At 62.0% G+C, this 19263-nt stretch carries 20 protein-coding genes; 10 read left to right on the plus strand and 10 right to left on the minus strand.

Annotated features, from left to right (window positions below; translation table 11 throughout):
* Positions 1-443 precede the first annotated feature (443 nt).
* The 3 genes from VHO05_RS05055 to tesB all read right to left on the minus strand — a co-directional run bounded on the left by VHO05_RS05055 (position 444) and on the right by tesB (position 3413).
* Positions 444-1892, minus strand: a complete 1449-nt coding sequence (locus VHO05_RS05055) for an ammonium transporter (RefSeq protein WP_329645532.1) — start codon at positions 1890-1892, stop codon at positions 444-446.
* 44 nt (positions 1893-1936) lie between these two features.
* The gene (locus VHO05_RS05060) at positions 1937-2275 is read right to left on the minus strand and encodes a P-II family nitrogen regulator (RefSeq protein ID WP_329645533.1); all 339 of its coding nucleotides are present in this window, start codon (positions 2273-2275) and stop codon (positions 1937-1939) included.
* Positions 2276-2513: 238 nt separating this feature from the next.
* Positions 2514-3413: an acyl-CoA thioesterase II gene (tesB, locus tag VHO05_RS05065; RefSeq protein ID WP_329645534.1), complete on the minus strand. Its 900-nt coding sequence runs from the start codon at positions 3411-3413 to the stop codon at positions 2514-2516.
* A 91-nt stretch (positions 3414-3504) separates the two neighbouring features.
* On the opposite strand from tesB, the gene VHO05_RS05070 reads away from it, so the two are divergent.
* A complete protein-coding gene (locus VHO05_RS05070) occupies positions 3505-4749 on the plus strand; it encodes an FAD-dependent monooxygenase (RefSeq protein ID WP_329645535.1) in 1245 nt (414 codons plus the stop codon).
* On the opposite strand, the gene rimM is transcribed toward VHO05_RS05070, so the two are convergent.
* The 5 genes from rimM to ffh all read right to left on the minus strand — a co-directional run bounded on the left by rimM (position 4746) and on the right by ffh (position 8304).
* The gene (gene rimM / locus VHO05_RS05075) at positions 4746-5321 is read right to left on the minus strand and encodes a ribosome maturation factor RimM (RefSeq protein ID WP_329645536.1); all 576 of its coding nucleotides are present in this window, start codon (positions 5319-5321) and stop codon (positions 4746-4748) included. The genes VHO05_RS05070 and rimM overlap by 4 nt on opposite strands.
* 21 nt (positions 5322-5342) lie before the next feature.
* Entirely contained in the window at positions 5343-5654 is a 312-nt protein-coding gene (locus VHO05_RS05080) for a hypothetical protein (protein ID WP_329645537.1), read from the minus strand.
* Between the two features lie 175 nt (positions 5655-5829).
* On the minus strand, positions 5830-6012 hold the full coding sequence (locus VHO05_RS05085; protein ID WP_329645538.1) for a hypothetical protein: 183 nt from the start codon (positions 6010-6012) through the stop codon (positions 5830-5832).
* Positions 6013-6285: 273 nt separating this feature from the next.
* Positions 6286-6657, minus strand: coding sequence for a 30S ribosomal protein S16 (gene rpsP / locus VHO05_RS05090; RefSeq protein WP_329645539.1), 372 nt, complete (start codon positions 6655-6657; stop codon positions 6286-6288).
* A gap of 66 nt (positions 6658-6723) precedes the next feature.
* The gene (gene ffh, locus VHO05_RS05095) at positions 6724-8304 is read right to left on the minus strand and encodes a signal recognition particle protein (RefSeq protein WP_329645540.1); all 1581 of its coding nucleotides are present in this window, start codon (positions 8302-8304) and stop codon (positions 6724-6726) included.
* Positions 8305-8692: 388 nt separating this feature from the next.
* On the opposite strand from ffh, the gene VHO05_RS05100 reads away from it, so the two are divergent.
* Complete coding sequence (locus tag VHO05_RS05100; protein ID WP_329645541.1) at positions 8693-9175, plus strand: EF-hand domain-containing protein; 483 nt, start codon at positions 8693-8695, stop codon at positions 9173-9175.
* Between the two features lie 14 nt (positions 9176-9189).
* Here VHO05_RS05100 and VHO05_RS05105 read toward each other — a convergent pair whose 3' ends face one another.
* Positions 9190-10332 (minus strand): PQQ-dependent sugar dehydrogenase, encoded by a 1143-nt coding sequence (locus VHO05_RS05105; RefSeq protein ID WP_329645542.1) that lies wholly within the window; start codon positions 10330-10332, stop codon positions 9190-9192.
* Between the two features lie 151 nt (positions 10333-10483).
* On the opposite strand from VHO05_RS05105, the gene dapF reads away from it, so the two are divergent.
* From dapF to VHO05_RS05130, 5 genes are all read left to right on the plus strand, one after another.
* A complete protein-coding gene (gene dapF, locus VHO05_RS05110) occupies positions 10484-11389 on the plus strand; it encodes a diaminopimelate epimerase (RefSeq protein ID WP_329645543.1) in 906 nt (301 codons plus the stop codon).
* A gap of 41 nt (positions 11390-11430) precedes the next feature.
* Positions 11431-12693: a tRNA (N(6)-L-threonylcarbamoyladenosine(37)-C(2))-methylthiotransferase MtaB gene (mtaB, locus tag VHO05_RS05115; protein WP_329645544.1), complete on the plus strand. Its 1263-nt coding sequence runs from the start codon at positions 11431-11433 to the stop codon at positions 12691-12693.
* On the plus strand, positions 12690-13823 hold the full coding sequence (gene ftsY / locus VHO05_RS05120; RefSeq protein WP_329645545.1) for a signal recognition particle-docking protein FtsY: 1134 nt from the start codon (positions 12690-12692) through the stop codon (positions 13821-13823). The genes mtaB and ftsY overlap by 4 nt, the downstream gene beginning before the upstream one ends.
* 73 nt (positions 13824-13896) lie before the next feature.
* Positions 13897-14505, plus strand: coding sequence for an inner membrane-spanning protein YciB (locus tag VHO05_RS05125; RefSeq protein ID WP_329645546.1), 609 nt, complete (start codon positions 13897-13899; stop codon positions 14503-14505).
* A 41-nt stretch (positions 14506-14546) separates the two neighbouring features.
* Positions 14547-15143, plus strand: coding sequence for a septation protein A (locus tag VHO05_RS05130; protein WP_329645547.1), 597 nt, complete (start codon positions 14547-14549; stop codon positions 15141-15143).
* Between the two features lie 89 nt (positions 15144-15232).
* Here the strand turns inward: VHO05_RS05130 and VHO05_RS05135 are convergent, their stop codons facing one another.
* The gene (locus VHO05_RS05135; protein WP_329645548.1) at positions 15233-16267 is read right to left on the minus strand and encodes an aspartate-semialdehyde dehydrogenase; all 1035 of its coding nucleotides are present in this window, start codon (positions 16265-16267) and stop codon (positions 15233-15235) included.
* Between the two features lie 248 nt (positions 16268-16515).
* Here VHO05_RS05135 and VHO05_RS05140 point away from each other — a divergent pair, with 248 nt between their 5' ends.
* The 3 genes from VHO05_RS05140 (at position 16516) to VHO05_RS05150 (ending at position 19247) form a co-directional block, all read left to right on the plus strand.
* Complete coding sequence (locus VHO05_RS05140) at positions 16516-17862, plus strand: DEAD/DEAH box helicase (protein ID WP_329645549.1); 1347 nt, start codon at positions 16516-16518, stop codon at positions 17860-17862.
* A gap of 269 nt (positions 17863-18131) precedes the next feature.
* Positions 18132-18584 carry a phasin family protein gene (locus VHO05_RS05145; protein WP_329645550.1) on the plus strand — a complete coding sequence of 151 codons (453 nt, stop codon included), beginning with the start codon at positions 18132-18134 and terminating at the stop codon, positions 18582-18584.
* A gap of 150 nt (positions 18585-18734) precedes the next feature.
* Positions 18735-19247 carry a GNAT family N-acetyltransferase gene (locus VHO05_RS05150; protein ID WP_329645551.1) on the plus strand — a complete coding sequence of 171 codons (513 nt, stop codon included), beginning with the start codon at positions 18735-18737 and terminating at the stop codon, positions 19245-19247.
* Positions 19248-19263: the final 16 nt, after the last annotated feature.

Genomic DNA, 19263 nt, shown 5'->3' on the forward strand with positions numbered 1-19263 from the left:
CACGAAGCCCGGCTGGGCATCGCCTGCATCGAGAGATCCTTTGCATCGTGTGAGGTGATCATTGAGCGCCCCTGAAATGCTCCGCACCCGGGAAAGCGGAGCACCGCGAAGTGCGTATCAAATCTCGTGCCAACCGCTCGCGATCGTACAACCGATTGAAACCACGCGATGATCCGTTGCTTCTTCGAAAGAGGAGCCTTCGGGGGCAGATCAATTTGTAGGCAGCGAATTCCGTAGTGCCGGATGAGTTCGCACAGAAATGCATCGCACCCCGCTCGGGGTTCGCGCAGGCCTCGTCGCTCGCGTCACCGGACGGACAAAAAAAACCCGGCGCTTGAGGCACCGGGTGGAAGTTCGAACACGCGGGTGGAGACGCATGCTCGTGAGCAGATCTAGGGAAATCAAAATGGCTCGCCATCTCCCGACGGCGAGCCAAGAGCGTCTTAGTAGTTGTAAGCGCGCTCGCCATGGTCGGTGATGTCGAGACCTTCGCGCTCACCTTCCGTTGTCGGGCGCAGACCGATGACGATGTCGACGAGCTTGAACAGGATCGCCGAGATGATGCCCGTCCAAAGGATCGTGAAGCCGACGGCCTTCGCCTGTGCGGTTACCTGAGCGATCATGTCATAGGAACCGGCAACGAGCTCACCGGGCTTCGAGACGTAATCCGCCAGACCCGAGCCGCCGAGATCTGGGCTGACCAGGATGCCGGTGGCGATGGCGCCGACGATACCGCCAACAGCGTGCACGCCGAACACGTCGAGGCTGTCGTCATAGCCAAACGCGTTCTTCACACCCGTGCAGAAGATGAAGCAGATCACGCCGGCAACGAGGCCGAGCACGATCGAGCCCATGGCGCCGGCAAAACCGGCAGCAGGCGTAACCGCAACGAGACCGGCAACAACACCCGAGGCGAGACCGAGCAGCGAAGGCTTGCCCTTGACGACCCACTCAGCAAGCATCCAGGCAACGCCCGCAGCCGCGGTGGCAACGAACGTGTTGATCATGGCGATCACGGCGGTGACGCTGATCTCGAGGTTCGAGCCGCAGTTGAAGCCGAACCAGCCGACCCACAGCAGCGCGGCGCCGACCATGGTCAGCGTCAGTGAGTGCGGAGGCATGTGCTCCTTGCCGAAGCCGACGCGCTTGCCGGCGATGAGAGCACCGACGAGACCCGCGATACCGGCGTTGATGTGCACGACGGTGCCGCCTGCGAAGTCGAGCGCGCCCCACTTGAACAGGAGACCCGCGTCAGCAGAAGCAGCCGCCAGTGCGTCGCCGCCCTTGCGCGCAGCGTCCGCCATGACGTCCGGGCCGCCCCAGTACCAGACCATATGCGCCATCGGGAAGTAGACGAACGTCACCCAGAGAATGACGAACAGCATGATCGCCGAGAACTTCACGCGTTCGGCGATAGCGCCGACGATGAGGGCGGGCGTGATGCAGGCGAACGTCATCTGGAAGGCGACGAACGAGAGTTCCGGGATGTAGACGCCGTTGGAGAAGGTCGCCGCGAGCGACGAAGGCGTGACGCCTGCGAGGAACAGCTTCGAGAAGCCGCCAACGTAGTCGTTGAGCGCACCGCCGTTGGTGAAGGCCATGCTGTAGCCGTAGGTGACCCAGATCAGGGCGACGACGCAGGTGATCGCCAGAACCTGCATCAGCACCGCGAGCATGTTCTTGGTGCGAACGAGACCGCCATAGAAAAGGGCGAGACCCGGCACCGTCATCATGAGAACGATGACCGTGGCAAGAAACATAAAGCCCGTGTCGGCTTTGTCGGCAGTGGGCGCAGCAGCTGCATCCTGCGCGAACGCGGGCAGCGCCGTAAACATCAGCGCTGCGGCGGTCCCGAGGACCCCCGTTGCGCGCGTAAGTAGGCTTGACTTCATGTCGTGAACTCCCTGTCTTTCAATCGTGTGGGCTGGCCGCATGCTCAGAGTGCCGCGTCGTCGGACTCACCGGTGCGGATGCGCACGGTGTGCTCGATCGAAGAGACGAAGATTTTTCCGTCGCCGATCTGGCCGGTCTTGGCGGCCTTGACGATGGCCTCGACGGCCTTGCTGACGAGAGCGTCTGAGACGACAACCTCGATCTTGATCTTCGGCAGGAAGCTCACGGCGTATTCCGCACCGCGATAGACCTCTGTGTGACCTTTCTGGCGGCCGTAACCCTTAACCTCGGTCACGGTCATGCCCTGGAGGCCGATGTCGGTTAGATTCGACCGCACCTCCTCGAGCTTGAAGGGCTTAATGACGGCAGTGATTAGTTTCATGGAGAGCACCCCTTGAGTTTAGTCCCCCCGCTCGGTGGCGTGGCGCGGACAGGCCTCCGACGGCCGCCGGCATACGGCCGACAACAATCGAGCGACGGAGAGTCAAGAGCTGTGCCAAGTCTGAGTGTTCGGCCTAATGGACTGAAATTGTTCACGATTTATCAAGGGAGGCCCGCCAAATAGGCAGCATCGCCTCCTCAGGCTGCACACAAAATATGCAGTCGCCCGTGATTGCTCGCTATTTGATCAGATACGCCGTCTGGCGTTTGCGGATGAGGCCCTCTTGCGCCGTCGAGGCGATCAGCTTGCCGTCCCGTGTGAAAAAACTTCCCCGGCAGAACCCGCGTGCGCCGGCCGCATTCGGGCTGTCCTGCGCATAGAGCACCCAGTCGTCCACGCGGAACGGGCGATGCAGCCAGAGGGCATGATCGAGGCTTGCAAGCTGGATATCCCGGTCGAACAAGAGCTTGCCATGAGCGATGAGTGCCGTGTCCAGGAGCGTAAAGTCGGACGCGTACGCGAGAACGCACTGATGCAGACGCGGATCGTCTGGCAATCGACCGCTCGCCCGGAGCCAGATGTATTGCTGAGGGGGATGCGGCTCGCGGCTCAAATACCGCTTCACATCCACGGGACGCAGTTCAATGGGGTTTTCTCGCTGCCAGTAGTTGCGCATGGCCTCTGGCAGCGCATCGATGAGTTCGGCCACCCGCTCGGCAGCCGACGGCAACGCCTCGGGGGGCGGTACGTCCGGCATGGCAGACGCATGCTCGTAGCCTTCCTCCTCTTTCTGAAACGAGGCGCTCATGGAGAAGATCGCTCGGCCATGCTGGATGGCCTTCACCCGCCGGGTCGTGAAGCTGCCGCCATCGCGGATCCGCTCGACGTCGTAGATGATCGGGTGAGCCGGATCGCCTGCGAGCAGAAAATAGCCGTGCAGGGAATGGGCCGTACGCCCCTCGTCCACGGTCCGGCTCGCCGCAACGAGGGCTTGGCCGAGCACCTGGCCGCCATACACGCGCTGCCAGCCGTTCTGTGGGCTGATCCCCCTGAACAGATTAACCTCGAGCCGTTCGAGGTCGAGCACCTCCAGCAGACCCGCCAGCGCGTCGCAGCGATGCTCTTGGCCAGCGGACATGGAGATTCCTCGCAAAAGATGCTACCCGATCAACGGCGTGGACGATGGGCTGCGCCGGAAATCGGGTCAAGGCTCCGAACTGAAGCAGACGATGACGCAGCGCTTTGACATTGTGATCTCGGGCGGGAGCTTCGCGGGCTTGGCTTTCGCGCGCGCTCTCACCTGGGCACTCGGTGACGGCATCCGGATCGCGATCGTCGACCGCTCTCCCCGGAAGGAAACCACCGCACCGGACGCCAGAGCCTTCGCGTTGTCGGCCGGTGCACGGCGAATGCTGGACACACTCGGCATCTGGCAAGCCATCTCGAATGCGGCTCAGCCCGTCACCGAGATCGAAATTACCGACTCGAGCCTCGACGCCGGTATCCGGCCCGTCCTTCTGAAATACGACAACCGCCTCGGAGACGAGGGCGCAACCGATGCCGAGCCCGCGAGCTCCATCGTACCGGCACCGGAGCTCGAGCAAGCTCTCTACCGGTCCGTTGCCGATGCCCCCGGTGTGACCTTCCTCACCCCGGCCGAAATTATCCGTTTCGTCGACACGGGGCCCGGTGTCTCCATCACGTTGCGCGACGGCTCCGAACTCACGGCCTCGCTGCTCGTCGGCGCGGAGGGCCGCCGTTCGCCGTCGCGCGACGAGGCCGGTATCAAAACGATCGGCTGGCGCTACGATCAAACCGCGATCGTCACCACGATCGCTCACGAGCGTCCGCACAATGCGCGCGCCATCCAGCACTTTCTCCCGGGAGGCCCTTTCGCCATTCTGCCGCTTCCCGGCAACCGCTCGTGCCTTACCTGGACCGAAGATGCCGGCGAGGCGACCCGCATCCTCGCCCTCGACGACGCAACGTTTCTCGCCGAAGTCGAAACACGTGTCGCAGGCCGTCTCGGCGCGTTGGAGGTTGTCGGTCCGCGCCAATCCTGGCCGCTCGAAATGCATTTGGCCCGCGCCTACATCGCGCCCCGTTTCGCGATTCTGGGCGACGCGGCCCACGGCGTGCATCCGATCGCCGGGCAGGGTGTGAATCTCGCATTCCGCGATGTTGCCGCCCTGAGCGAGATCGTCGTCGACACGATGCGTGTTGGTCTCGATCCTGGAAATCTTGAAAGCCTGGGCCGCTACGAGCGCTGGCGCCGGTTCGACTCCGCGCTCTCAGCCGCTGCTTTCGACGGCCTGAATCGGCTCTTTTCAAACGACCAGATGCTCGTGCGCGCCGCGCGCGACTTCGGCCTTGGGCTGGTTGATCGCCTGCCTGGCCTGAAACGCCGCTTCGTCTCCGAGGCCGCGGGATTGACGGGCGATCTTCCGCGCCTCTTCAAATCGGAACAGCTCTAAGCGTCGTTATCCGGCTCGGCGGCGTCTCTGTCGCCCGCGTCCACTTCCTCGGGTGGCGACAGCACGATCGCGCCGCCCGCCACGTCGACTCGCACGACGACGTCTTCGATCATCGGATAGAGCACGGTGCGCTTCTCACCCGCTGGCCGCACCTCGAGGATGTCACCCGCCCCGTAATTCTGCACGGCTTCAACGGTGCCCAGCGCCGTGCCCTCCTCCGTCACCACACGCAAGCCGATGAGATCGGCGTGGTAGTACTCTCCCTCCTCCGGCGGAGGTAGCCGGCTGCGGTCCACATAAAGCGCCACGCCCTTGAGCTTCTCGGCCTGTGTCCGGTCCTGCACACCCTCGACGCGGCAGATGAGGCCCTTTGCCGTGCCGCCCTCGACGGCAAGCACGAATTCCACATCGCCCCCTTCGTTCGCGAGCGGCCCGTAGTCGGCGATGCGTTCGGGATCCGCCGTGTAGCTCCGCACGAGAACAGTCCCGCGGATGCCATGCGCGCCCACGATATGCCCGAGCAAAACGCGCTTTGCGGCAACGCTAGATCCAGAGCCGCCGTCCTGAGTCATGAGAAAACCACGTCGTGTTGATCAGCCTGCGAGCCGGCCCACATACCGAAGCTCGACCCTTAGCGGCGTTCCACCTACATCCACAACCGCCGAAGAAACGGGCGTAGGCGGCGGAAAGCGCCCGAAGACATCGATGAGCGCGCCTTCCGGCCCCGCTTGAAGGCCTGTAAGCAGCACACCGTTCGGCGGAATGGCAAGCTGAACCTGAATCACGGCTTCGCCGCAACCCGCATCGTATCGATAGCGTCCCTTGAAGAGCCCGCCGTTCGGGTCCGAGCCGACAATGCGCCCAGCCCGCAGCACAGCCAGTGCGCCACCGCGCGTTTTGTCCACTTCGTTTGAAGCGGGACAACCACTTTCAAAGTTAAGACCGTAAATGCCGTCGGGGAGCATGGCGCGATCAGAGGTAGCTTGAGAAAAATAATACTACCATGGATTGCAGATCCGAGATCGCGCGTCGCTCCGCATCCTTAAATTTTGGCCTGCCAAAGCCCAGAAAGGTCGAGCCTTATTGAAGGCGCTCAATCCGGTTTCCGATGGCAACGGCATAGAGCCAAAGCCGCCGCTCCCGTCGGGTCCAAGTATCCGTGTCCGGCTTGTCGTTCATAAGGGCTGTTCCCTGAACCAGCACCTCGCTGCGCCGATCCCACCAAGCCGCTTCGGCCTGAGAGAGATTGGTCCTCAATGGCATGGAAGTCGTCCCTCGTTCTCCGCAGAGACGGCGGCCTCCAGACTGCACCGGCTGACCGACTGCCCCTGCCCCCCAAAGTTGGCCGCACCCCAAGAACGAAGCGACCACTTCAAAGCTATGACAATTCGCCGACAGCTTCGACAGCCACAGGGGTCGTCGCCGCACAAGTTTCCGCCATGATGCCGATTTGCAGCATCGATCCAAAACGACGGCAGGCACCCGGAGAATGCCAGGTGCCTGCTCGAAAAAAGACCGCCGCGAAAATCGCGTGCCTTATGCGTCGCCGCCGGCGGCAGCGGCAGCAGCATCCTCAGCCGCCTTGGCCTTGGCAGCAGCCCGCTCCTGAGCCTTCTTCTTCGGCTTCGCCTTGTCGGGATTGTTGCGAGCTTCACGCTTCAGGAGACCGGCGCCGTCGAACAGGCGCTCCACGCGGTCCGTCGGCTGGGCGCCGACCGAGAGCCAGTGCTTGCAGCGATCGAGGTCGAGCTTCACGCGCTCCGCACTATCCTTCGGCAGCATCGGATTGAAGGTGCCGATCTGCTCGATGTAGCGGCCATCGCGGGGCGAAGCGCTGTGCGCAACGACGACGTAGTAATAGGGACGCTTCTTGGCGCCACCGCGCGAAAGACGAATTCTGGCTGACATCGGGTGAAGTCCTTTCTGATCTGAAGTTGTCTGGCGGCGTGCCGCCTGTTTTCGAGTTTGGTTTTGCTATTTCTTCTTCCCCGGAGATCCGGGGAATTTCGGGAATGACCCGCCGAGACCCGGCAAGCCACCACCGCCAAGCCCAGGAAGACGGGGAACACCTCCGCCGCCTCCCAGTCCCGGCAATCCTTTCGGCAGCCCACCTTTCGGCAACACGTCCTTGAGATCGGACGGCAGCTGCTCCAAAGCCTTGGGATCGAGCTTCGCAAGCTCACCCTGCATTTGCGCGAGCTCGGCTTCCGACGGCCCGCCGCCGCCACCCATGCCGAACATGCGCGCCATCATTCCGCGGTTCTTGCCCATCGCGCGCATCATGTCGGCCATCTGCCGGTGCTGCTTGATGAGCTTGTTGACGTCCTCGACCCGCGTGCCGGAGCCGGCCGCGATGCGCCGCTTGCGCTTGGCATCCAGAACCTTCGGCGCGCGGCGCTCCTTCGGCGTCATCGACGAAATGATCGCGCGCTGCTTTCTGAGATCCTTTTCGAGACCGGCCTCGTTGATCTGCGATTTGATCTTACCGACGCCTGGCAGCATGCCGAGCACGCCGCCCATGCCGCCGATCTTCTCCATTTGCTTGAGCTGCTCAGCGAGATCCTCGAGGTCGAACTCGCCCTTCTTCATCTTCTGGGCGATCGACTTCGCCTTCTCGACGTCGATCGTCTGCGCAGCCTTTTCGACGAGGCCGACGATGTCGCCCATGCCGAGAATGCGGCCCGCAACGCGCTGCGGATCGAAATCCTCGAGCGCATCCCACTTCTCGCCCGTGCCGAGCAACTTGATCGGCTTGCCGGTGACGGCGCGCATCGAAAGCGCAGCACCGCCGCGTCCATCGCCGTCCGCGCGCGTCAGAACCGTGCCGGTGATGCTGAGCCGGCTATCGAACGCCTTCGCGGTGTTGACGGCGTCCTGGCCGGTGAGGCTGTCGAGCACGAGCAGCACCTCGTGCGGCTGCGTCGCGGCCTTGACCTCCGCCACCTCGTGCATCAACTCTTCGTCGAGCGTGATGCGGCCGGCGGTGTCGAGCATCACGACGTCGTAGCCGCCGAGACGCGCAGCTTCCATCGCACGCTTGGCGATCTGGAGCGGTGTCTGCCCGGCGATGATCGGCAGCGTCGCGACTTCGGTCTGCTCGCCGAGCACGCGAAGCTGCTCCTGCGCTGCGGGACGCCGCGTGTCGAGCGACGCCATCAGCACTTTCTTCTTGTCGCGGGTCTTGAGGCGCCACGCGATCTTGGCCGTGGTCGTCGTCTTGCCGGAGCCCTGCAAGCCCGCCATCAGAATGGCAACCGGAGGCGCGGCGTGCAGATCGATCGGTTCGGCCTCGGACCCGAGCGTCCGCACCAGTTCATCGTTGACGATCTTGACGACCATCTGGCCGGGCGTGACCGACCGCAGTACGTCCTGGCCGACGGCCTTCGCCTTCACCCGGTCGATGAAGTCGCGCACCACGTCGAGCGCAACGTCCGCTTCGATCAGCGAACGGCGCACCTCACGCATGGCTTCTGAAACTTCGCTTTCAGTCAGCGCACCGCGTTTGGTGAGCTTATCGAAAACTTGCCCCAGCCGGTCTGAGAGCGATTGAAACATCGAATCCCTTATGCCAAACGCTGAACGCACCCGAGGGCGCTACGCGCTGTCGGATGTGGACCCCCCTGCCTCCCGGCCGCGATTTTCCGGCCATGCGCAGGGCGGCGGCTCTGAAGATCAGCGCCGTCTGAATTTGCGGGCACCATCTCCGATCGCCCGCCCCCTGTCAACGTCTAGGGCCGAAAATCGAGGAAATCGAAGCGCCTGGAGACGTTAACGAGCCGGAAGCTGAACCGGCGCGACGCCATGTCGCCGAAGTTTCTGCCAAAAATGTGGGCGGCTCGCTCCCACGCATTGCCCGCCCCAGCGCGAAGAACCATAATTCTGCGCCGATCTAAGCCCAGGGAACGTGGGCCAAACGGCCAAAGACGACGGGGGAGACATCTTGATGCTGCAACGGCGCGTGCTTCGCACGGTGACGTGCCTGGCCCTTGGGGCCGGCCTCATGACGGGCGGCTGCGCCTCCAGTTCCCCCTTCGGTAAGGCGAGCGATTTCGATCGCACGTTCATCAGCGCGGCCCAGACCTGGGACCTCGACAAAAACGGATCTGTAAGCTGTGACGAGTGGGCCCAGTACGTCGCTCAGTCATTTCGCGAAGCCGACGTGAACGGCGACGGCGCCCTCGACGCCGAAGAATGGAAAAAGCTGGTCGCCAATGACCGTCTCTTCGAGGTCGCCAACTTGAGCTACTACGACGCCAATGGCGATGGCCGCGTCACGGTCGAGGAAATGACCGGCAAGCAGAACATTGCCTTCAAGCTCCTCGACCGGAACGGCGACTGCCAGATTGACCGCACCGAGGCCGTCCAGGTGCACGGCGTCGACAAGGTCAAGGCGAAAGAAATCGATCAGACCATACCGGGCCGATAAACGCGGCCTTCCACTTACTTCGGCGCCATCCGAACGATGCGCCCGTTGGCGTCGTCCGTCACCAGATAGACGGCGCCGTCGGGCCCCTGTTTCACGTCGCGGACCCGCTCGCCGATGTCGTCAGCCAAAACTTCATGGGCCACGACTGCGCCATCCTTCATGACAAGGCGCTGCACCTGCATGTACTTGAGCGCCCCGACAAGGAAGTTGCCTTTCCACTCCGGGAACAGATCGCCCGTGTAGAGCAGGAGCGCAGACGTTGCGATCGAAGGTGTCCAGTAGTAGACCGGCTGCTCGAGCCCGGGCTGAGACGAGATGCCCTGGCCCACTACGCCACCCGAATACTCCTTGCCGTAGGTAATGATCGGCCAGCCGTAGTTCTTGCCCGCCTCGGGATGGTTGAGTTCATCGCCGCCCTGCGGGCCGTGCTCCAGAGTCCAGAGCTGACCCGTCGCCGGATCCAGTGCCGCCCCCTGAACGTTGCGGTGCCCGATTGACCAGATCAGGGGGTCCCAGCCCTCCTGGGCAGGCTTGTCCGCACCAGGCGCGCCGTCGGCCGTGATGTAGACGATCTTGCCGAGATGATTCTTTGGATTCTGAGCCTCGACCCGCGTCTTGGCATCGCTTCGCTCTCCCAGCGTCACGAAGAGCTTGTTGTCCGGTGTCACAACGATCCGCGACCCAAAATGCAGTTTGCCATTGCAGGACGGCTGCTGGCGGAAGATCACCTTCAGGTCTTCGAGCGCGGCGCCGTCGGCATTCGTCACGAGCTTAGCGCTGGCTACGCTCGTGCCATTCTCTCCCTTCGCGCGCGGCTCCGAATAGGACAGGAAGATCCGGCCGCTTTCGGCGAAATCATTGGCCAGCGCCACGTCGAGCAGACCGCCCTGACGTTCCGACATGACCTCAGGTACGCCCTTGATCGGCGCGCCGATTTTGCCATCCGTCTCGACGATCCGCAGGCGCCCCGGTTTCTCCGTCACAAGCATCCGCCCGTCAGGCAGAAATTCGAGGGCCCAGGGATTCTCCAACCCCTTCGCAACCGTCGTCAGCTCGATCGCAGTTTTCGGCGTTTCGGGAGCGTTGGTCTGCGCGGCAGAAACCGGCGTGACTGCAAGGAGCAGGAGAGGGGCTGCGAAACCCATACGTCGGCTCATGAAAACCTCATTCACGTTCATCGCAGGTGTCGCGGAACTATTTAGGCCGCGACGTGCAATTGCCGAGGGGGCCTAAGTATTTTGCCGTGCCCAAATGAGGTCTTCGGCCATCAATTGTCTTTTGGCCACGCTTCGCCCATATAGTCGCGTCATGAACGCCGCTACCCCCCTCCGCTATGTCAAGATGAACGGCCTCGGCAACGAGATCGTCGTGCTCGACTTGCGCGCGGGCGGAGGCCCGCTGAACCCGGGCGAGGTCAAGGCCATTGCCGAAAATCCCGCGACCAGTTTCGACCAGATGATGGTGCTGCATCCACCAAAGACACCCGGCACCGAAGCCTTCGTCCTCATCTACAATACGGATGGCTCCGAATCGTCGGCATGCGGCAACGGCACCCGCTGCATCGGCTGGCTGGAGCAGAACCTGACCGGCAAGTCCGACCTTCGCTTCGAAACGCGCGCGGGTCTTCTCGCGGTTCGCGTCAAGGACAAGGATGCGATCACCGTCGACATGGGCGAGCCGCGCTTCGACTGGCAGGACATTCCGCTCTCGGAGGAGTTTTACGACACCCGGGCGATCGAGCTGCAGATCGGGCCCATCGACAAGCCCATCCTGCACTCTCCTTCGGTTGTGAATGTCGGCAATCCACACGTCGTCTTTTGGACCGACAGACCCGTCGACACCTACGATCTCGGACGCTTCGGTCCTCTGATCGAGAACCACCCCCTGTTTCCCGAGCGGGTCAACGTGACCATTGCCGAGGTGACGTCCCGGACGGCCTTAAAAATCCGCACCTGGGAGCGTGGCGCCGGGCTGACACGCGCCTGCGGAACGGCGGCCTGCGCCGCGGCCGTTTCGGCCATGCGCAAAAATTTGACGGACCGCAAGGTCACAGTCTCGCTTCCGGGAGGACCGCTGGTCATTGAGTGGTTGGCAAACAACCATATTCTCATGGCCGGCCCAGTAGAGCTTGAGCACGGAGGGGACCTGCCCATCGGAACGGACACTGCGGCTAAGGAGCAGTCCCGCCTTGTTCCCCAAGAGCGTTTGCCCTAATCAGCCCGGTGAACCCACGTGCCAATATCGCGAACAACGTGATGTCCGAACCGCTCATTGTCACGCTTGGCTGTCGGCTGAACGCCTATGAATCCGAGGTGATGCGCCGTCATGCCACTGCCGCGGGCCTCGACGACTGCGTGATTGTCAACACGTGCGCCGTCACGGCAGAGGCCGTGAGTCAGGCGCGGCAGACGATCCGCAAGCTGCGCCGCGAGCAACCGCACGCTCGCTTGATCGTCACCGGCTGCGCCGCCCAAATCGAACCCGAACTCTTTGCCGAGATCGAGGGCGTCGATCATGTCATCGGCAACGGCGAGAAGCTCGACCCCGCAACATTTCTCTCGCTCGCGACCGACGCTCTCGAAAGGGTTGTCGTCAACGACATCATGAGCGTGAAGGAAACCGCGCATCACTTGATCGACGGCTTCAACGCGCGCTCACCCGCACGCGCGTACGTGCAGATCCAAAATGGCTGCGATCATCGCTGCACCTTCTGCATTATTCCGATGGGCCGCGGCCCCTCGCGCTCGGTGCCGGCCGGCGAGGTCGTCGCCCAAGTGCGCAAGCTCGTCGAAGCAGGCTACCCCGAAATCGTGCTCACCGGCGTCGACATCACATCATACGGCTGCGATCTTCCGGGACGCACCTCTCTCGGGCGTCTCGTGAAGCAAGTGCTGGTCCACATCCCGGAGCTGCACCGCCTGCGCCTCTCGTCCATCGATCAGGTCGAAGCCGACGAACATCTCCTCGATGCCATCGCGACGGAATCCCGATTGATGCCGCATCTGCATCTTTCGATGCAAGCCGGTGACGACATCATTCTGAAGCGCATGAAGCGTCGCCATTTGCGTGACGACGCCATTCGCTTCTGTGAAGAGGTTCGCCGTTTGCGTCCCGACGTCGTCTTCGGCGCCGATCTCATCGCCGGTTTCCCGACGGAAACCGAAGCCATGTTCGAGAACACGCTCGCACTCGTCGAAACGTGCCGGCTGACCTATCTCCACGTCTTCCCGTATTCACCGCGCAAGGGTACGCCCGCTTCGCGCATGCCGCAGGTCAGCCGCGCTGTCGTCAAGGAACGCGCCGCGCGTTTGCGCGCAGCAGGACAGCGCACGCATGCGCGCTATCTCGATAGCCTTGCAGGTCAGCGCTCAGAGGTCCTAGTGGAAGGCAACGACGTCGGACGCACGCCGCATTTCGCCGAAGTGCGGCTGGATCGCAAGGCGCCGGTCGGAACGATTCAATGGGCGACGCTCGGAAATCGCGATGGACACCGCCTCAACGGAATGGTCGAAGCGTGAGCACCGAACCAAAGCGCAAAGGATTTTTCGGCCGCTGGCTCGGAACGAGCCAGCCTGCCGAGACGCCAGCTCCTGATCCCGTCGAACAAGCGACGGAAGCGGCGCCAAACGAAGAAGTACCCGAAGCCGCCGTTTCTTCCGCTGAAACACCCGCACCTGCGCCTGCACCTGTGCCTGCACCGGAACCGGAACCGGAACCCGCGGCCGAGCCGGTCCGCAAAGGTTGGTTCGAGCGGCTGAAATCCGGACTCTCCAAAACCTCGTCCCGGCTTACGGAAGGCATCGCCGGTCTCGTCACCAAGCGGAAGCTCGATCAGGACACGCTCGACGAACTCGAAGAAGTCCTGCTGGCGGCCGACCTCGGCATCGAAACATCGTCGCGCATCACGACAGCGCTTGCAAAAGGCCGCTTCGACAAAGCGATCTCAAGCGAAGAAATCCGCGAAACACTCGCCGAAGAAGTCGCGCGCGTCCTCGAACCGGTCGCGCGGCCGCTGATGATCGACGAGACGCGTAAGCCGCACGTCGTGCTCGTGCTCGGCGTGAACGGCAGCGGCAAGACGACAACCATCGGCAAGCTCGCAGCCAAGCTGAGCCGCGAGGGGCGTCGTGTCATGCTCGCAGCCGGCGATACGTTCCGCGCCGCCGCCATCGATCAGCTCAAGGTTTGGGGCGAGCGCACCGGCGTGCCGGTCATGGCCCGTGATGTCGGCGCGGACGCATCGGGCCTTGCCTTCGACTCCATCAAGGAGGCACAGGACGGCGGCTACGACGTCCTGCTGATCGACACCGCCGGCCGGCTCCAGAACAAGGAAGGCCTGATGGCCGAGCTCGAAAAGGTCGTCCGCGTCATTCGTAAGGTGGATCCGACGGCGCCCCATGACACACTGCTCGTGCTGGACGCGACCACCGGCCAGAACGCCATGCAGCAGGTGGAAGTGTTCCGCGAGCGCGCGGGCGTCACCGGCTTGGTCATGACCAAGCTCGACGGCACCGCCCGGGGCGGCATCCTGGTGGCAATCGCTGCCAAGCACGGATTGCCCGTCCATGCCATCGGAGTTGGGGAAGGCGTCGACGACCTGCAATCTTTCTCTGCCAAGGATTATGCCCGAGCCATCGCCGAACACTGATGGCCAAGCGGACCGGCACGATGCCGCCTGCTTGCAAGTCATTACGGATAAAAAACTGGGTCACTGAGCGAACATGAGCCCCCGCAAGCGCCTCTACCCCTTCAATGCCGAGCAGACGGTCAACATTCTGAGCGAATTCGGGCCGCTGGTGACGATGTTTGTCGTCAACGCGGCCTACGGTATCAACGCCGGCACCTGGGCGCTGATCCTGACCACGGTGGCGGCAATCGTGGCCATGCTCTACATGTTCCACCGCCCCCCGGTCTTCCCGCTCATTGCCTCGACGGTCACGATCGTCTTCGGATCCCTCACGCTGATCACGCACGACCCCATGTGGGTGCAGATCAAGGTGACGATCTTCAATGCCCTCTTCGCGGCATTCCTGTTTTTTGGACTTTGGACCGGCCGAAACTTCTTCCAGTACGTCTTCGAGAAGACGTTTCACTATACGAAGGAGGGCTGGAACACCTTCACGCGCAGCTTCGCGTACTTCTTCCTTCTCACGGCTCTTCTGAATGAAGCTGTCCGCCTCTACTTTAAGGATGATCAGGTCTACACTATCCTTGGCCATGCCATGAACGGCGTCGATATCTGGATCGCCTTCAAGCTGTTCTTCATCCTCCCGCTCAGCGGCCTCTATGCCTGGCTCATGACGAAATGGATGAGCAAGCACCACCTCTGAGCCGGTTCCCAGCGCTGCGGCGACCGAACGAAAGAAAAAGCATGGTTTCGAACGAGACGAAGGGAACAGCGGCCCAGGACTCGGGCTCCCAGCAGCTCTTGAAGTTCGTTGTCGAGCTCGGACCGCTTGTCGTGTTCTTCCTCGTCAATGCACGGGCCGGCATTTTCTGGGGCACCGGCTTCTTCATCGCCGCGACCACCGCATCGCTGATTGCATCGCGCATGCTGTTCGGTCACGTCCCCATCATGCCGCTCATCTCGGGTGCGGTCGTTCTGATTTTCGGCGGTCTCACGCTCTATCTGCAGGACGAGCTGTTCATCAAACTGAAGCCCACCATCGTGAACAGCCTCTTCGCCGCTGTTCTTTTTGGCGGCCTGGCCTTCAAGAAATCGCTTCTCAAGTATCTTTTTGGCGACGTCTTCGCCCTGACCGAAGAAGGCTGGCGCAAGCTCACGTTCCGCTGGGCTTGCTTCTTCGTCTGTCTCGCGCTCTTGAACGAAGGCGCATGGCGCTTCCTCTCCACCGATCAGTGGGTCACGTTCAAGGTCTTCGCCATCATGCCGATCACGATGGTGTTCGCCATCTCCCAGGTCGGCTTGCTGCAGCGCCACGCGCTGGCTCCGCCTACCGACGAGTAGCGGCGCGACACGATAGGGGCTCCGCAACAAAAAACGGGACGCACATTTGATTGTGCGTCCCGTTTTTTTGTTGCTGAAGTCCGCTGCGCTTACGCCGCAGCCTTGGCCTTCAAGAGATTGCGCTCAATCAGCGTCTCAGCGATCTGCACCGTATTGAGCGCCGCGCCTTTCAGAAGATTGTCGGACACGATCCACATGGCGAGACCGTTCTCGACCGTGGTGTCCTCGCGAATGCGCGAAACGTAGGTCGCGTATTCACCGGCCGCCTCGACCGGCGTGACGTAGCCGCCGGGTTCGCGCTTGTCGACAACCTGAACGCCCGGCGCGGCGCGGAGAATTTCGCGCGCTTCCTCCGCCGTGATCGGACGCTCGAACTCGATATTGACGGATTCCGAATGGCCGACAAACACCGGCACGCGCACGCATGTTGCCGTGACCTTGATCTTCGGATCCAGGATCTTCTTGGTCTCCGCCAGCATCTTCCATTCCTCTTTCGTGAATCCGTCTTCCATGAAGACGTCGATTTGAGGAATGCAGTTGAAAGCAATCTGCTTCGTGAACTTCTTCGGCTCGACCTCTTGGCCGGGAACGTACTTGGCCTTCGTCTGCGACCACAGTTCGTCCATGGCTTCCTTGCCGGCGCCTGAGACCGACTGATAAGTCGAAACGACGACGCGCTTGATGCCAGCCGCATCGTGCAGCGGCTTCAACGCCACGACCATCTGAGCGGTCGAGCAGTTGGGATTGGCAATGATGTTCTTCTTGGCAAAGCCGTCGACGGCCGCAGCGTTCACTTCGGGCACCACGAGCGGCACGTCCTGGTCGTAACGCCAGACCGATGAGTTATCGATGACGATCGCACCCTTGGCGCCGATCCTCGGGCTCCACTCCTTCGAGACCGACGAACCCGCCGACATCAGACAGAGATCAATCTTGGAGAAATCAAACTGCTCGAGATCCTGGCATTTGAGCGTCGTATCTCCGCAAGAAACCTCTGTACCGAGCGAACGGCGAGACGCGATCGCAAAGATCTCGTCTGCGGGAAAGCGCCGCTCGGTGAGCACGTTCATCATTTCGCGCCCGACATTACCGGTCGCGCCGACGACAGCGACTTTATAGCCCATGGTCTCTAGGGTCCTTTTGCAGAGGGAGTGGCCGCCACGCACGGCCCAATACCGGGAATCTACTGAAACAACTTCCACAGAATTAATATCCCGGGCGGCGTTGACTTACGCGCGCAGGCCCCGCCTTTCAAGGCTCTTTTCGTCGAACGGCGGCCAGAGGAGATCCGCCGCCCGGCTTTGACAGGTGGAGCCAGATCACCTTACCTCGTGACCCCGTGCCTCCCTAATTGACCAAAGGGTTGCCTCACTTGCCAATACCTCCCTCGACATCGCTTGAGCCCGGTTCATCAACCGATGCCGTTTGGCCCGACGGCATTACACCCACCGAGGAATACCGCGCAGCCCTCGATTACGTGCGCGAAGAAGAAGGCCACCTTTTCGTGACCGGCCGGGCCGGAACCGGTAAATCCACCCTCCTGCGGGGGCTGCGCAATCTCATCGAATCCGAGCTCGTCGTCGTGGCCCCGACCGGCCTCGCCGGTGTGAACGTTGGGGGGCAGACGATCCACTCCTTCTTCGGGCTGCCGCCGCGCCTGCTGCGCAGTGACGATATCAGGCGGAGCCGCAACGGCACCGTCATGCGCAAGATGAAATTCCTGGTCATCGACGAAGTATCGATGGTCCGCTCGGATCTGATGTGGGCCATCGACCAGTCGCTGCGCATCAATCGCGGCCGGCCGCGTGAACCCTTCGGCGGCGTTCGGCTCGTTCTATTCGGCGACTTGCATCAGCTCCCTCCCGTGGTTCAGGAGGCCGAAGTAGCGCAGCATCTCGAATCCGAGTTCGGCGGTCCGTTCTTCTTCTCCGTGCCCGCGCTTGGCGAAGGAGCAGGAACCACTCGGCTCGAACTCACTCAGGTGTTCCGCCAGAGCGACGAGACATTGATCTCAGTCCTGAACCGCATTCGGGACGGCGAGGCGGACGAGGACGACCTCGCGGAGCTTAATCAGCGTGTGGCGCCGATCCGGACTCTCGGCGAAGGAGAAAAATTCGTCATCCTCACACCGACCAACGCCGCCGCCCAGCGCATCAATACTGCTTACCTCGATGCCCTTTCGGGCAAGGCACGCACCTATGAAGCTGGAATCACAGGAGATTACACGAACGCCTCACACCCGACCGATAGCGCGCTGACCCTCAAAGCCGGCGCCAAGATTATTCTCCTCCGCAACGACCCGGACCGCCGCTGGGTGAACGGGACCATCGCCCGCGTCTCCCGCCTCGAGGAGAAAAAAGTCTTCATCGAAGTGGCAGGCCGCGAGCATGAGCTCGAACCTGCGAGCTGGGAGCAGCGCCGCTACGCCTACGACAAGGATGCGGAGAAGATCGTGGGCACGGTGGCCGGAACGTTCAAACAGTATCCGGTTCGGTTGGCGTGGGCGCTCACCATTCACAAGGCCCAGGGCCTGACCCTCGATAACGTCTACATCGACCTGGGCCGGGGAACGTTCGCCCACGGACAGGCCTATGTCGCTTTGTCGCGGTGCCGGTCCCTACAGGGCCTCGCGCTCGCCCGGAAGCTGGAACCAAGGGACATCCTGTTCGATCGCGCGGCTATGGGGTACCGAGATCTGTTCCCCGTTCTTCAGCCATAAGACAATGATCCCTCTGTGGTATTTCGCATATGCGAAATAATCAGAGCTCAAATCAATACTTATCTCGCTTTATGACGTTAACTAAGGTCCATTTGATCAGGAACAAGCCAGTTTAATGCGCAGCAACATTTTTTCATGTTGCACTGCAATATATCTCTGCTATGTTCGCTCTCGACGGTTTGGACGTCGCACGCGCCTTATCTGTTCAAGCGCCAGGCTACGCCCTTTCTCGAAAGTGAAAGTCATCGGCACACCATAGGAGCGATTCCGTGAACGATTTTGCCCGTCAGACCCAAGAGTTCTTTTCCGCAGCCAAGGAAGCCCGCATTCCCGACCAGGTCCAGGCCATCGCCGAGGACAGCGTCACGAAGGCGCGCGAGACCTACGGCAAGTTCAACACCGCCGCCATGGATGGCGTGAAGGTTCTTGAAGAGGTCATGGTCACCGCGCATGCCGGCGCCAAGTCGATTGGCGACAAGGTTCTCAAGAACGCCGAAGCAACCACCGAAGCCGTCTTCGACGCCGCCCAGGCAATTGCGCGCGCCAAGACCCTTCCGGAAGTCGTCCGCCTCCAGACCGCATTCGTCCAGCAGCAGTTTACGGTTGCCGGCGCGCAGTCGAAGGAGCTCTTCGAGCTGTCGACCAAGGTTGCGCAGCAAACGTTCGAGAGCTTGAACGCCGCCGCGACGAAGACCTTCGAGCAGATCAAGAAGGCCAGCTAATCGCTGCGCGAAGGCAGTCATCTAACGGACCGCCTCCGCCACGGCCAGAGATGTGAAAAGCGCCACGCGGTTGTATTCGCGTGGCGCTTTTTTTTGACTCGATACGGAAGTCTGCCTTCCTCGCTCGAAAATTCGCGATATAGTGGGGGAATGTTAGGGTCGCGTTCCGATATCAAGATCCGCAAGGGCAGGCTCGCCGACGCAGCGTCCGTCGCCGAGACGTTCCGCCAATCGTGGCAGCAGGCCTATCGCGGCATCATTCCCCATCAGCACCTCGAAGGCATGGTTCAGCGGCGCGGTTCCGAATGGTGGGCCAGCGTCATCCGCAGCGGCGATAGTCTGATCGTCCTCGAGAAGAGCGCAGCGATCGTAGGTTATGCCACGCTCGGATTTTCGCGCACACGCGGCCCCTATCAAGGCGAAATCTACGAGCTCTACATTGCGCCCGTGCATCAGGGACTCGGTCTTGGCGAGCATCTGTTCGAAGCCTGCCGCCATGGGCTCGATCAGCGCCGTCTCAAAGGGCTGATCGTCTGGGCGCTGGCTGATAACACGATGGCGACGGACTTCTATTGGCGCCGCGGTGGCCGCCCCGTGAAGCGGGCGTTCGAGAACATCGGCGGCCAAAAGCTTGAGAAGGTCGCTTTCGCCTGGCCGTCCTAATCCCCTAGGCTTGCGA

The organism is Hyphomicrobium sp. (genome assembly GCF_036262015.1).
GTDB lineage: Bacteria > Pseudomonadota > Alphaproteobacteria > Rhizobiales > Hyphomicrobiaceae > Hyphomicrobium_C.

Coding starts and splice junctions, on each gene's coding strand:
- ffh (WP_329645540.1), bottom strand. CDS start 8,304: ATGTTTCAATCGCTCTCAGACCGGCTGGGGCAAGTTTTCGATAAGCTC.
- VHO05_RS05060 (WP_329645533.1), bottom strand. CDS start 2,275: ATGAAACTAATCACTGCCGTCATTAAGCCCTTCAAGCTCGAGGAGGTG.
- VHO05_RS05105 (WP_329645542.1), bottom strand. CDS start 10,332: ATGAGCCGACGTATGGGTTTCGCAGCCCCTCTCCTGCTCCTTGCAGTC.
- rpsP (WP_329645539.1), bottom strand. CDS start 6,657: ATGTCAGCCAGAATTCGTCTTTCGCGCGGTGGCGCCAAGAAGCGTCCC.
- VHO05_RS05070 (WP_329645535.1), top strand. CDS start 3,505: ATGACGCAGCGCTTTGACATTGTGATCTCGGGCGGGAGCTTCGCGGGC.
- VHO05_RS05135 (WP_329645548.1), bottom strand. CDS start 16,267: ATGGGCTATAAAGTCGCTGTCGTCGGCGCGACCGGTAATGTCGGGCGC.
- VHO05_RS05055 (WP_329645532.1), bottom strand. CDS start 1,892: ATGAAGTCAAGCCTACTTACGCGCGCAACGGGGGTCCTCGGGACCGCC.
- VHO05_RS05130 (WP_329645547.1), top strand. CDS start 14,547: ATGGTTTCGAACGAGACGAAGGGAACAGCGGCCCAGGACTCGGGCTCC.
- VHO05_RS05100 (WP_329645541.1), top strand. CDS start 8,693: ATGCTGCAACGGCGCGTGCTTCGCACGGTGACGTGCCTGGCCCTTGGG.
- VHO05_RS05125 (WP_329645546.1), top strand. CDS start 13,897: ATGAGCCCCCGCAAGCGCCTCTACCCCTTCAATGCCGAGCAGACGGTC.
- VHO05_RS05150 (WP_329645551.1), top strand. CDS start 18,735: ATGTTAGGGTCGCGTTCCGATATCAAGATCCGCAAGGGCAGGCTCGCC.
- tesB (WP_329645534.1), bottom strand. CDS start 3,413: ATGTCCGCTGGCCAAGAGCATCGCTGCGACGCGCTGGCGGGTCTGCTG.
- rimM (WP_329645536.1), bottom strand. CDS start 5,321: ATGACTCAGGACGGCGGCTCTGGATCTAGCGTTGCCGCAAAGCGCGTT.
- VHO05_RS05085 (WP_329645538.1), bottom strand. CDS start 6,012: ATGCCATTGAGGACCAATCTCTCTCAGGCCGAAGCGGCTTGGTGGGAT.
- mtaB (WP_329645544.1), top strand. CDS start 11,431: ATGTCCGAACCGCTCATTGTCACGCTTGGCTGTCGGCTGAACGCCTAT.
- dapF (WP_329645543.1), top strand. CDS start 10,484: ATGAACGCCGCTACCCCCCTCCGCTATGTCAAGATGAACGGCCTCGGC.